The sequence below is a fragment of the Citrobacter sp. Cb041 genome, from assembly GCF_030336655.1.
Lineage (GTDB): Bacteria > Pseudomonadota > Gammaproteobacteria > Enterobacterales > Enterobacteriaceae > Citrobacter > Citrobacter braakii.
In genome coordinates this window covers 393327-406325 of the sequence record NZ_JAOWDD010000043.1, presented here as the reverse complement: position 1 = coordinate 406325, position 12999 = coordinate 393327, and the positions used below count along the sequence as shown (strand labels likewise).

14 protein-coding genes are annotated in these 12999 nt (G+C 53.3%); 11 read left to right on the top strand and 3 right to left on the bottom strand.

What is annotated here, in order from left to right; genetic code table 11:
• Window positions 1-96 precede the first annotated feature (96 nt).
• From poxB to OGV52_RS22730, 4 genes are all read left to right on the top strand, one after another.
• The gene (gene poxB, locus OGV52_RS22745; protein ID WP_016156946.1) at window positions 97-1815 is read left to right on the top strand and encodes a ubiquinone-dependent pyruvate dehydrogenase; all 1719 of its coding nucleotides are present in this window, start codon (window positions 97-99) and stop codon (window positions 1813-1815) included.
• A 36-nt stretch (window positions 1816-1851) separates the two neighbouring features.
• Entirely contained in the window at window positions 1852-2853 is a 1002-nt protein-coding gene (ltaE, locus tag OGV52_RS22740) for a low-specificity L-threonine aldolase (protein ID WP_137352637.1), read from the top strand.
• A 10-nt stretch (window positions 2854-2863) separates the two neighbouring features.
• Complete coding sequence (locus OGV52_RS22735) at window positions 2864-4297, top strand: SDR family oxidoreductase (RefSeq protein ID WP_016156947.1); 1434 nt, start codon at window positions 2864-2866, stop codon at window positions 4295-4297.
• Window positions 4298-4391: 94 nt separating this feature from the next.
• A complete protein-coding gene (locus tag OGV52_RS22730; RefSeq protein ID WP_016153664.1) occupies window positions 4392-5405 on the top strand; it encodes a 3-beta-hydroxysteroid dehydrogenase in 1014 nt (337 codons plus the stop codon).
• Here OGV52_RS22730 and OGV52_RS22725 read toward each other — a convergent pair.
• Both OGV52_RS22725 and OGV52_RS22720 read right to left on the bottom strand, forming a co-directional pair.
• On the bottom strand, window positions 5402-6232 hold the full coding sequence (locus tag OGV52_RS22725; protein ID WP_016153665.1) for an N-acetylmuramoyl-L-alanine amidase: 831 nt from the start codon (window positions 6230-6232) through the stop codon (window positions 5402-5404). The two genes, OGV52_RS22730 and OGV52_RS22725, sit on opposite strands and share 4 nt — an antisense overlap.
• A complete protein-coding gene (locus OGV52_RS22720; RefSeq protein ID WP_001160725.1) occupies window positions 6229-6552 on the bottom strand; it encodes a heavy metal-binding domain-containing protein in 324 nt (107 codons plus the stop codon). Before OGV52_RS22720 ends, OGV52_RS22725 begins: the two co-directional genes overlap by 4 nt.
• 251 nt (window positions 6553-6803) lie before the next feature.
• On the opposite strand from OGV52_RS22720, the gene OGV52_RS22715 reads away from it, so the two are divergent.
• The 6 genes from OGV52_RS22715 to artJ all read left to right on the top strand — a co-directional run bounded on the left by OGV52_RS22715 (window position 6804) and on the right by artJ (window position 11390).
• Window positions 6804-7319, top strand: a complete 516-nt coding sequence (locus OGV52_RS22715; RefSeq protein WP_016153666.1) for a lipoprotein — start codon at window positions 6804-6806, stop codon at window positions 7317-7319.
• Window positions 7320-7544: 225 nt separating this feature from the next.
• The gene (gene artP / locus OGV52_RS22710; RefSeq protein ID WP_016156950.1) at window positions 7545-8273 is read left to right on the top strand and encodes an arginine ABC transporter ATP-binding protein ArtP; all 729 of its coding nucleotides are present in this window, start codon (window positions 7545-7547) and stop codon (window positions 8271-8273) included.
• Between the two features lie 16 nt (window positions 8274-8289).
• Window positions 8290-9021: an arginine ABC transporter substrate-binding protein ArtI gene (artI, locus tag OGV52_RS22705; RefSeq protein WP_003027298.1), complete on the top strand. Its 732-nt coding sequence runs from the start codon at window positions 8290-8292 to the stop codon at window positions 9019-9021.
• Between the two features lie 6 nt (window positions 9022-9027).
• Entirely contained in the window at window positions 9028-9744 is a 717-nt protein-coding gene (gene artQ, locus OGV52_RS22700; protein ID WP_016153668.1) for an arginine ABC transporter permease ArtQ, read from the top strand.
• Complete coding sequence (artM, locus tag OGV52_RS22695; RefSeq protein WP_016153669.1) at window positions 9744-10412, top strand: arginine ABC transporter permease ArtM; 669 nt, start codon at window positions 9744-9746, stop codon at window positions 10410-10412. The genes artQ and artM overlap by 1 nt, the downstream gene beginning before the upstream one ends.
• 246 nt (window positions 10413-10658) lie before the next feature.
• A complete protein-coding gene (gene artJ, locus OGV52_RS22690; RefSeq protein ID WP_016153670.1) occupies window positions 10659-11390 on the top strand; it encodes an arginine ABC transporter substrate-binding protein ArtJ in 732 nt (243 codons plus the stop codon).
• Between the two features lie 195 nt (window positions 11391-11585).
• Here artJ and OGV52_RS22685 read toward each other — a convergent pair whose 3' ends face one another.
• Window positions 11586-11873, bottom strand: coding sequence for a hypothetical protein (locus OGV52_RS22685; protein WP_287109202.1), 288 nt, complete (start codon window positions 11871-11873; stop codon window positions 11586-11588).
• 206 nt (window positions 11874-12079) lie between these two features.
• Between OGV52_RS22685 and yegS the strand changes: the two genes are divergently transcribed.
• Window positions 12080-12979, top strand: coding sequence for a lipid kinase YegS (gene yegS / locus OGV52_RS22680; protein WP_016156953.1), 900 nt, complete (start codon window positions 12080-12082; stop codon window positions 12977-12979).
• The last annotated feature ends 20 nt before the right edge of the window (window positions 12980-12999 follow it).

Below are 12999 nucleotides of genomic sequence, written 5' to 3'. Positions count from 1 at the left end.
TAATGAAACCTGCCGGAAATAAGAGGTAATGATAAGCATAACTATTATCTTCATCTAAACTTGTAACCGGTATCACATTAAAGGAGAAGGAAAACCATGAAACAAACGGTTGCCGCTTTTATTGCTAAAACACTTGAACAAGCTGGCGTTAAACGCATTTGGGGTGTGACGGGTGACTCGCTAAATGGCCTTAGTGACAGTCTGAATCGTATGGGAACGATTGACTGGATGCCAACCCGTCATGAAGAGGTTGCGGCCTTCGCCGCGGGCGCTGAAGCGCAGTTGACGGGAGAACTGGCCGTCTGCGCTGGCTCGTGTGGACCAGGCAACCTGCACCTGATTAACGGCCTGTTTGATTGCCACCGCAACCACGTCCCGGTACTGGCAATTGCCGCACACATTCCATCCAGTGAGATAGGCAGCGGTTATTTTCAGGAGACCCACCCGCAAGAGTTGTTTCGCGAATGTAGCCACTATTGCGAGCTGGTTTCCAGCCCTGAACAGATCCCACAGGTGCTGGCAATTGCGATGCGTAAAGCGGTGCTCAACCGCGGCGTCTCCGTGGTGGTATTACCCGGCGACGTTGCGCTGAAGCCAGCACCTGAAAGCGCCAGCACTCACTGGTATCATGCGCCGCTCCCGGTGGTCACTCCGGAAGAAGAAGAGCTCAGAAAACTAGCGCAACTGCTACGCTACTCCAGCAATATCGCCCTGATGTGCGGCAGTGGCTGCGCCGGTGCGCATAAAGAATTGGTTGAGTTTGCTGCTAAAATAAAAGCGCCGATTGTGCACGCCTTGCGTGGTAAAGAGCATGTGGAGTACGACAACCCTTACGACGTGGGCATGACCGGGCTGATCGGCTTTTCATCCGGCTTCCATACCATGATGAATGCCGACACGCTGATCCTGCTAGGTACCCAGTTCCCCTATCGCCCGTTCTACCCCACCGACGCCAAGATTATTCAGATTGATATCAATCCGGCGAGCATTGGCGCGCACAGTAAAGTAGATATGGCGCTGGTAGGCGATATTAAATCCACACTCCGCACCCTGCTGCCGCTGGTGGAAGAAAAAACCGATCGGCAGTTCCTGGATAAAGCGCTGGAACACTATCGTGAGGCGCGTAAAGGGCTGGATGATTTAGCCAAACCCAGCGATAAAGCCATTCATCCGCAGTATCTGGCGCAGCAGATCAGCCATTTTGCCGCTGACGACGCCATCTTCACCTGCGACGTTGGCACGCCAACGGTGTGGGCGGCACGTTATCTGAAAATGAACGGTAAACGCCGTCTGATCGGTTCGTTTAACCACGGGTCGATGGCCAATGCCATGCCGCAGGCGCTCGGCGCACAAGCAACCGAACCGGGACGCCAGGTTGTCGCAATGTGCGGTGACGGCGGTTTTAGCATGCTGATGGGCGACTTTCTGTCGGTTGTGCAAATGAAGCTGCCGGTGAAGATTATTGTCTTCAACAACAGCGTGTTGGGGTTTGTGGCGATGGAGATGAAAGCTGGCGGTTATCTGACCGACGGCACCGAACTGCACGATACAAATTTCGCACGGATTGCCGAGGCTTGCGGCATTACGGGCATTCGCGTGGAGAAATCCTCAGAGGTTGATGAAGCGCTGCAAAGGGCGATGTCGATTGACGGTCCGGTGCTGGTCGATGTGGTCGTCGCGAAAGAAGAATTGGCGATCCCGCCGCAGATCAAACTCGAACAAGCTAAAGGTTTTAGCCTGTATATGCTGCGCGCAATCATCAGCGGGCGCGGTGATGAAGTGATCGAACTGGCGAAAACTAACTGGCTCAGGTAAAACAGAGGGCATTACCTCACTTAAAAAGGAATGCCCGTGATTGATTTACGCAGTGATACCGTCACCCGGCCAAGTCGCGCCATGCTCGAAGAGATGATGGCCGCCCCGGTCGGGGACGACGTCTACGGTGATGACCCTACCGTTAATGCCCTCCAGCAATACGCAGCCGAGCTTTCTGGCAAAGAAGCCGCAATTTTCTTACCCACAGGCACTCAGGCGAACCTGGTGGCTCTCCTCAGCCATTGTCAGCGCGGCGAAGAGTATATCGCCGGTCAGGGCGCGCATAACTATCTCTACGAAGCGGGTGGCGCAGCGGTGCTCGGCAGCATTCAACCGCAACCTATCGACGCCATGCCGGATGGCTCTTTGCCGCTGGACAAAGTGGCGGCAAAAATCAAAGCGGACGATATCCATTTTGCCCGCACGCGTCTGCTCAGCCTAGAAAACACCCACAACGGCAAAGTGCTACCACGCGAGTATCTGAAAGAGGCCTGGGAATTTACCCGTGAGCGCAATCTTGCGCTGCATGTCGACGGCGCACGTATTTTTAACGCCATCGTCGCCTATGGCTGTGAGTTAAAAGATGTCACGCAATACTGCGATTCGTTCACCATTTGTCTCTCCAAAGGTTTAGGAACGCCGGTAGGCTCACTGCTGGTCGGCAGCCACGAGTACATCAAGCGCGCCATTCGCTGGCGTAAAATGACCGGCGGCGGAATGCGTCAGGCCGGTATTCTGGCGGCGGCCGGACTGTATGCGCTGAAAAATAACGTGTCGCGTTTACAAGAAGACCATGACAACGCCGCCTGGATGGCGGAACAACTGCGCGAAGCAGGAGCGGACGTCATGCGCCACGACACCAACATGCTGTTTGTCCGCGTTGGCGAAGAACACGCTGCGGCACTGGGCGAGTACATGAAAGCACAAGGCGTGCTGATTAACGCCTCGCCGATTGTGCGTCTGGTGATGCATCTGGACGTATCGCGTGAACAGCTTGCTGAAGTCGTCGCCCACTGGCGCGCTTTTTTAACCCGCTAAGGAGATGGGCGTGCCGCAACGGATTTTGGTTCTTGGCGCCAGTGGCTACATTGGTCAGCATCTGGTACAGGCGCTCAGTCAGCAAGGGCATCAGGTGCTGGCTGCGGCACGCCGCATCGAGCGGCTGGAAAAGCAGCAGTTGGCCAACGTCAGTTGCCATAAGGTCGATTTGAATTGGCCAGATAACCTAACGCCGCTGCTGACCGGCGTTGATACGGTCTATTACCTGGTCCATGGCATGGGAGAAGGCGGTGATTTTATCGCCCATGAGCGCCAGGTAGCAATGAACGTGCGCGATGCGCTACGTGATACGCCAGTCAAACAGCTTATTTTCCTGAGCTCATTACAGGCTCCCCGGCATGAACAATCCGATCATCTGCGTGCGCGACAGATAACCGCGGACACCCTGCGCGAATCAGGCGTGCCAATGACCGAATTGCGCGCTGGTATTATCGTAGGGGCAGGTTCTGCCGCCTTTGAAGTGATGCGCGACATGGTCTACAACCTGCCGGTACTCACCCCTCCGCGCTGGGTGCGCTCGCGTACCACACCTATCGCGCTGGAGAATTTAATGTACTACCTGGTGGCGTTGTTGGATCATCCTACACGCCAACACCGCGTACTCGAAGCCGCCGGGCCGCAGGTATTGAGCTATCAGGAGCAGTTCGAGCATTTTATGGCGGTCAGCGGTAAACATCGCCTGCTCATCCCTGTCCCCTTTCCTACCCGCTGGATTTCGGTCTGGTTTTTGAACGTCATAACGTCAGTGCCGCCGACCACGGCAAAAGCGCTGATACAGGGGTTAAAACACGACCTGCTGGCCGATGACACCGAATTACGCACCCTGATCCCGCAAAAGCTGATTGCCTTTGATGACGCGGTGCGCAGCACGTTGAAAGAAGAAGAAAAGCTGGTCAATTCCAGCGACTGGGGTTACGACGCGCAGGCATTTGCCCGCTGGCGCCCCGAATATGGCTATTTCGCTAAACAAGCTGGCTTTAGCGTTGAAACCTCCGCCAGTCGGCAGGCGCTGTGGCAAGTGGTGAATCGCCTCGGCGGCAAAGAAGGCTATTTCTTTGGCAATATTTTATGGAAAACGCGCGCGGCGTTGGACCTGCTGGTCGGCCATAAGCTGGCGAAAGGCAGACCGCAACACTCTCTGTTGCAGGTTGGCGATACCGTTGACAGCTGGAAAGTGATCATCGTTGAGCCAGAAAAACAGCTGACGCTGCTGTTTGGGATGAAAGCGCCAGGATTGGGTCGTCTGAGCTTCACGCTGGAAGATAAAGGCGACCACCGACGCATTGATGTCCGCGCCTGGTGGCATCCGCACGGCATGCCAGGCCTCTTCTATTGGCTGCTGATGATCCCGGCGCATCTGTTCATTTTCAGAGGGATGGCGAAGCGTATTGCTAAACTTGCAGAACAAATCACAGACTCATGATAAAAAGAGCCTGTATTCTTTCATGTTTCCCATTGCATACAGACGAAATTCACGGAAGAATGCGCACGACGTTTTTTAAACACAGTGGATTGATATGAAGGTACTGGTTACCGGAGCCACCAGCGGCTTAGGCCGAAACGCGGTTGAGTTTTTATGCAGCAAAGGCGTCAGCGTCAGAGCTACCGGTCGCAACGAAGCGATGGGCAAGCTGCTGGAGAAAATGGGCGCAGAGTTTGTGCATGCCGATTTGACCGAGCTGGTCTCTTCGCAGGCAAAAGTGATGCTCGCCGGTATCGATACGCTGTGGCACTGCTCCAGTTTTACCTCACCATGGGGAACTCAGGAAGCCTTCGATCTGGCCAACGTTCGCGCAACCCGCCGTCTGGGCGAGTGGGCCGTGGCCTGGGGCGTTCGTAACTTCATTCATATCTCATCACCGTCGCTCTATTTTGATTATCACCACCATCGCGATATCAAAGAGGACTTCCGCCCCCAACGCTTCGCCAATGAATTCGCCCGCAGTAAAGCGGCTGGCGAAGATGTGATTGCGTTGCTGACACAGGCCAACCCGCAGACCCGTTTTACGGTATTGCGTCCGCAAAGCTTGTTCGGACCACACGATAAAGTCTTTATCCCGCGCCTGGCCCATATGATGTACCACTACGGCAGCATCCTGTTGCCGCACGGCGGAAGTGCGCTGGTGGATATGACCTACTACGAGAATGCGGTGCACGCGATGTGGCTGGCAAGTCAGCAAGCCTGCGATAATCTGCCGTCGGGTCGCGCGTACAACATTACCAACGGCGAGCATCGCACCCTGCGCAGTATTGTGCAGAAACTTATCGACGAGCTAAATATTGATTGCCGTATCCGCTCCGTGCCCTACCCGATGCTGGACATGATTGCCCGCAGCATGGAGCGGTTAGGCAATAAATCGGCGAAAGAGCCAAAGCTTACGCATTACGGCGTCTCGAAGCTGAATTTTGACTTTACGCTGGATACCACCCGCGCTCAGGAAGAATTAGGCTATCAGCCCGTTGTGACGCTGGATGAAGGGATTGAGCGTACCGCGGCCTGGTTGCGTGACCACGGCAAGCTGCCGCGTTAACCCTGCCCGTATTTCTCCAGTAACGCTTCGGCAATCGCCTGAGTTTCTGCATCCGCCACGCCGTTCCACAACGTCGGGCGGAAGTGCATCTGGAAGGCCATAATCACCCGCCGCTGTTCACGCGGCGTCATTTCAGGTTTTACCTCATAACCATAGCGCGACAGCAGATCGAGCAATGATGAGGTTTCTACCGGTGTATCGGGCGCTCGCCCGGCAAGATAAAACGCCACCCGCTGAGCATCCGGCCACGCGCCAATTCCTTGCGCAGCCAGTTCTTCCCATGGAAACAGTGGACCTGGATCGTCCTTGCGCTGCGGTGCGACATCCGCATGGGCCACCACGTTCTGCGGTTTTATGTCATAGCGGGCAATAATATCTTTCGCCAAGGGGATTAACGCCTGAATTTGCGCGGGTTCAAACGGCGCAAAATACTTGCTGCCCGCCGATTTTTGCCAGCCACGGTTTTCCAGCTCAATGCCGATCGAGGTATCGTTAATTCGCGTAGCGCCGCGCCAAAAGCTAATCCCCGCATGCCAGGCCAGATCTTTTTCCGCTACCAGTTGCCAGATACGCGGTTTGCCGTGGTAGAGCGGCGGCACTGCCGGGATCAGATAGTGCGAGCTGACGTTTTTATCGGTCAGCGTAGCCAGAGAAGAGTCGAAATCATCGGCCGTGTAATGGATAACCAGCACTTTAATGCGCGGGTAAGCAGCCTGCGCCTGACGACGGGTATCTAACTGATACCCGTCTTTGTCGACAATCCCTTTTTCGCCAGCACATCCTACCAGCAGCAGCGTTAATGCCAGCAGAGACAGCAGACGCTTCATCGGCGAGTTTTCACCGCGGTGCCGCTGACGCTCACCATCAGCATGCTACCGTCTTTGCCTACGGTTTCGTAATCGATATCGATACCGACAACCGCATCAGCACCGAGCGCTTTTGCCTGTTCACCAAGCTCCTGAAAAGCAATTTCACGCGCTTTACGCAGCTCTTTTTCATACGCGCCGGAGCGACCGCCGACGATATCGCGAATGCCGGCGAAGAAATCGCGGAAGATATTCGCGCCTAAAATGGCTTCGCCAGTCACAACACCGCAGTATTCCACGATGCTCTGCCCTTCCAGCGTAGGGGTAGTCGAAAACTGCATGGTAAATCTCCTTTTTGCGCTAAGAGCACGATCTCAAAAGCATTATCGAACCGATCCACTATCATTGAAAGGATATATTCTTTACACAAAATAATTCGAGTTGCAGGAAGGCGGCAAGAGAGTGAATCCCCAAGAGCATAGATAACTATGTGACTGGGGTGAACGCACGTAGCCAACGCACAAGCAACTTGAAGTATGACATGTAAATCAACGTAGAACACTAATAGTAGAAAGCTAATAAGGAAATCATTATGCGCTACTCGAAACTCTCTCTGCTGGTTCCATGTGCACTACTTCTCAGCGCCTGTACTACCGTAACGCCGGCCTACAAAGATAACGGCACGCGTAGCGGCTCATGCGTAGAAGGCGGGCCAGACAGCGTGGCTCAACAATTCTATGATTACCGTATTCAGCACCGAAACAATGACATTACCCCCCTTCGTCCGTACCTCAGCGACAACCTGGCGAAACTGCTGAACGATGCCAGCCGTGATAACGCGCATCGCGATCTGTTTAACAGCGATCCGTTCTCTAGTCGCGCTACGTTACCGGACAGTGCCAGCGTCGCCAGCGCATCGACCATTCCGAATAGTGATGCACGCAACATTCCGCTGCGCGTAGAGCTTAAACAGGGTGACCAAAGCTGGCGTGATGAAGTGCTGATGATCCGCGAAGGCCAGTGCTGGGTAGTTGACGATGTCCGCTATCTGGGCGGCAGCGTACACGCGCCAGCCGGGACGCTGCGCCAGTCTGTCGAAAACCGCTAACCGCCCCATTCACCCGCCTGAACCATAACCCCCATAAATTGTCTGGCATTCTGCATAGAATGCCGACAATTATTCTTGCCCACTGGTGGCCCCGCTATTTTGTGCTATGTTTAGATAAGAATGCGGTTTGCATTTAACTTTTAACGCATAAATATTGCATAACTATTCTGTCAAAGGTAGTATCTGCGGCTTCAATAGCTATCAGACTGCCAGTATCGAGTGTCAATGAGTATTCAATTAAACGGCATTAACTGCTTCTACGGCGCACATCAGGCGCTGTTCGATATCACGCTGGATTGCCCTCAGGGTGAAACACTGGTGTTACTTGGCCCAAGTGGAGCCGGGAAAAGCTCGCTGCTGCGCGTACTCAACCTGCTTGAGATGCCGCGCTCGGGCACGCTCTCTATTGCGGGTAACCGTTTCGACTTCACGAAGACCCCGTCAGACAAAGCCATTCGGGAGCTGCGTCAGAACGTGGGCATGGTCTTCCAGCAATACAACCTTTGGCCGCATCTCACGGTTGTGCAGAATCTGATTGAAGCGCCCTGCCGCGTACTGGGTCTGACAAAAGATCAAGCGCTGGCGCGTGCCGAAAAATTGCTGGAACGTCTGCGCCTGAAGCCGTACAGCGATCGCTACCCACTGCATCTCTCCGGTGGCCAGCAACAGCGTGTGGCCATTGCCCGCGCGTTGATGATGGAGCCGCAGGTGCTGCTGTTTGATGAACCTACCGCAGCGCTTGATCCGGAAATTACTGCCCAAATCGTCAGCATCATTCGTGAACTGGCGGAAACCAACATTACTCAGGTGATCGTCACCCACGAAGTGGAAGTTGCACGTAAAACGGCCAGCCGTGTGGTGTATATGGAAAACGGTCATATCGTCGAGTTTGGGGATGCGAGCTGCTTTGCCAACCCGCAAACCGAAGCGTTTAAAAACTATCTCTCTCACTAAGATTCGGGACAATACAATGAAAAAAGTTCTGATTGCCGCGCTAATCGCAGGTTTTAGCCTTTCCGCTACCGCAGCCCAAACCATCCGTTTCGCCACCGAAGCGTCTTATCCTCCGTTTGAATCTATTGATGCGAATAACAAAATCGTAGGGTTTGACGTTGATCTGGCGAATGCGCTGTGTAAAGAGATTGACGCGACCTGTACCTTCACCAATCAGGCCTTCGACAGCCTGATCCCGAGCCTGAAATTCCGTCGTTTTGACGCGGTGATGGCCGGTATGGACATCACGCCAGAGCGTGAAAAACAGGTTCTGTTCACCACCCCGTATTACGACAACTCTGCCCTGTTTGTTGGCCAACAGGGTAAATACACCAGCATTGACCAGCTGAAAGGCAAAAAAGTCGGTGTACAAAACGGTACTACGCACCAGAAATTCATCATGGATAAACATCCGGAAGTGACCACCGTACCGTATGACAGCTACCAGAATGCCAAACTCGATCTGCAAAATGGTCGTATTGACGGCGTATTTGGTGATACCGCAGTGGTGACCGAATGGCTGAAAGATAATCCAAAGCTGGCCGCAGTTGGCGACAAAGTGACGGATAAAGATTACTTCGGTACGGGTCTGGGCATCGCTGTGCGCCAGGGCAATACCGAGCTGCAGCAGAAATTTAACGCTGCGCTGGAAAAAGTGAAGAAAGATGGGACTTACGAGACCATCTACAACAAATGGTTCCAGAAGTAATACTTGATGAATGAATTTTTTCCTTTAGCAAGCGCCGCCGGGATGACCGTCGGCCTTGCCGTTTGTGCGCTGATTATTGGCCTCGCGCTCGCCATGTTTTTTGCCGTCTGGGAGTCAGTAAAATGGCGTCCGGTGGCATGGACGGGCTCAGCTCTGGTCACCATCCTGCGTGGTCTGCCGGAAATTCTGGTGGTTCTGTTCATCTATTTCGGCTCTTCACAGCTGCTGCTGACGCTGGCCGATGGCTTTACGATCAATCTCGGGTTTGTACAAATCCCGGTTCAGATGCAGATCGAAAACTTCGACGTCAGCCCGTTCCTGTGCGGTGTAATTGCGCTGTCATTGCTGTATGCGGCTTACGCGTCGCAAACGCTGCGTGGCGCGCTGAAGGCCGTACCACTCGGACAATGGGAATCAGGTCAGGCGTTGGGTTTGTCTAAAGCCGCGATCTTCTTTCGCCTGGTGATGCCGCAGATGTGGCGTCACGCTCTGCCGGGACTGGGTAACCAGTGGCTGGTATTGCTGAAAGATACCGCGCTGGTCAGCCTTATCAGCGTGAACGATCTGATGCTGCAAACCAAGAGCATTGCCACCCGTACCCAGGAGCCGTTTACCTGGTACATTGTGGCGGCGGCTATTTACCTGGTGATTACGCTGGTGAGTCAGTACATTCTCAAACGCATTGACCTGCGCGCGACACGATTTGAGCGGAGACCAGGCTAATGCTTGAGTATTTACCTGAATTGTTAAAAGGGCTGCATACCAGCCTGACGCTGACGGTCGCCTCCATCGTGGTTGCTCTGGTGCTGGCGCTGGTTTTCACCGTCATCCTGACGCTAAAAACGCCGATTGTGGTCTGGTTGGTTCGCGCCTATATCACGTTGTTTACCGGTACTCCGCTGCTGGTGCAAATCTTCCTCATCTACTACGGGCCAGGGCAGTTCCCGACGCTACAGGAGTATCCGGTACTGTGGCACCTGCTCTCTGAACCGTGGCTGTGCGCCTTAATTGCGCTATCGTTAAACAGTGCGGCTTATACCACCCAGCTGTTCTACGGTGCTATCCGCGCAATCCCGGAAGGCCAGTGGCAGTCCTGTGGAGCGTTGGGGATGAGTAAGAAGGATACGCTGGCGATTCTGTTGCCGTACGCCTTTAAACGCGCCCTCTCCTCGTATTCCAACGAAGTGGTGCTGGTGTTTAAAAGTACCTCACTGGCATACACCATCACGCTGATGGAAGTCATGGGCTATAGTCAGCTGCTGTATGGTCGCACTTATGACGTCATGGTTTTCGGCGCGGCGGGTGTGATTTACCTGATCGTCAACGGTTTGCTGACGCTGATGATGCGCTTGATCGAACGTAAAGCTCTGGCGTTTGAACACCGGAATTAAATCGGTTTTTATGTCTGATGGCGCTACGCTTATCAGGCTACGATTCATCTTCCGTTGTACACTCTCCGGTGAATATGCATAAAGCCAAAATAAAAAAGACGGACAACAACCTAAATTGTCCGTCTTTTTTTATATCAGAAAAAATAGTTAATCATTTTTATTGCATATAAATTCATTAAATGGCATTGTTAATTCACGCCGCAGACACGGTAAATAATCATAAGATTGACAGACGGGAGTTCCACCATGAAAAAGTTAGTACTGGCCGCATTACTTGCTACTTTCGCCGCAGGCGCCTCAGCTGCTGATAAAATTAGTTTCGGTGTATCAGCGACTTATCCGCCATTTGAGTCACTGGATGCAAGCAATAAAATTGTCGGTTTTGACATCGACCTGGCAACGGCACTGTGCAAACAAATGCAGGCTGACTGTACTTTCACCAATCATGCTTTTGATAGCTTGATTCCCGCGCTGAAATTCAAAAAATATGATGCGGTGATTTCCGGAATGGACATCACGCCTGAGCGTAGCAAGCAGGTGGCATTTACTCAGCCTTACTATGCAAACTCCGCGCTGGTGATTGCGAAAAAAGACACCTATAAAACCTTTGCCGACCTGAAAGGGAAACGCATTGGCATGGAAAACGGTACCACGCACCAGAAATACCTGCAGGACAAACACCCTGAAGTGAAGACCGTGGCCTACGACAGCTATCAGAATGCGATTATCGACCTGAAAAATGGTCGTATTGATGGCGTATTTGGCGATACCGCCGTGGTTAACGAGTGGCTGAAAACCAACCCGCAGTTAGGCGTAGCCACTGACAAAGTGACCGACCCACAATACTTCGGTACTGGTCTTGGCATTGCGGTTCGCCCGGATAACAAAGCCCTGCTGGAAAAACTGAATAGCGCGCTGGCCGCAATCAAAGCTGACGGCACGTACCAAAAAATCAGCGATCAGTGGTTCCCACAGTAACGTCCACCCAATCTGAAAAGCCGCATTCTGCGTAATGCGGTTCAGTTAACGCCTCTGTATCAGAAAGCATCACCTGTGTTGGCAGAAGTTATGAATATGCTATCTCACGGTAAGGGTTCCGTTCACCTCATGTGCATCGTTTCTCTGAAACACCGGTTCCTGTGAACGTGTAAAGGGCGTTCTCCGCCACGCCCTTTACAATCCCGGCTCCCTGCGTTTTTTATCTGAACAGCAAAACAGAGTTAACTGGAAGTCAGTGCGTTGCAGCGATGACCCCGGTCCGGCTGAAAATCGATGAGGCGTTGACGGCTGACCGGGTCTGCCCGCAGGGATGCGGGCAGAGGGGACGGCCTGCAGGGACGCAGGCCCGGTCCCGACCCGATAGGCAGACGGCATAAGACGAATGAATCGCGCAGCGACGATTTTCCCGCCGGGAGCCTGGGTTGCAAGGGAGGCGGCGGTGAGCCTCACTTGCTCGTTCATGGGTGTCTGAGCCTCAGAGAATTGCTACCGCCGAGGTGAACGAAACCCTGAGCAAGAATCACATGTTCTCCATACATGCTTAACAGAACAGTATTGCGCATTCTGCGGCTTTTTTTATCTCTTCGCCTTCGCTTTCAGTCAGTTCTTACGCCATAAACCCATTCCTGGCGTACACTTGTTAAAACGAAAAAAAGTGAGGCAAACGGATGATAGCGTTCCCTGCCAGTTTACTGATCCTCAATGGAAAAAGTGCTGATAATCTCCCCTTGCGTGATGTCATTGCAGAGCTACGCGATGAAGGCGTGGAAATCCATGTTCGCGTTACCTGGGAAAAAGGCGACGCCCAACGCTACGTTGATGAAGCTCGCCAGTTAGGCGTTGCAACGGTGATTGCCGGCGGCGGCGACGGCACAATTAACGAAGTCTCGACGGCGCTGATCCAGTCGCAGGGCGGCAATATCCCGGCGCTCGGTATTTTACCGTTGGGAACGGCGAATGATTTTGCAACCAGCGTAGGCATACCCGACGCCCTTGATAAGGCGTTAAAACTGGCTATCGCCGGAAATGCGACTGATATCGATATGGTTCAGGTCAATGATAAAACCTGTTTTATCAATATGGCGACCGGCGGCTTCGGCACACGCATCACCACCGAGACGCCAGAAAAACTCAAGGCCGCATTAGGTGGCGTATCGTACTTTATTCACGGATTAATGCGCATGGATACGCTCAAACCCGACATCTGCGACATTCGTGGGGAAGATTTTCACTGGCAGGGTAAGGCGCTGGTCATTGGTATCGGTAATGGTCGTCAGGCCGGTGGTGGGCAACAGCTTTGCCCGACGGCGCTGATCAACGATGGTCTGCTGCAACTGCGTATTTTTACCGGCGAAGAGCTGCTGCCAGGGCTACTTTCGGCGTTAACGCAATCCGAAGACAACCCTAACATCATCGAAGGCGCATCATCGTGGTTTGATATCCGCGCCCCACACGAAATTACGTTTAATCTCGATGGCGAACCGCTTAGCGGACAAGAATTTCATATTGAAATCCTGCCCGCAGCGCTACGTTGCAGACTGCCGCCGGGTTGTCCGCTACTGCGTTAACACGACGACACCCCAACTGG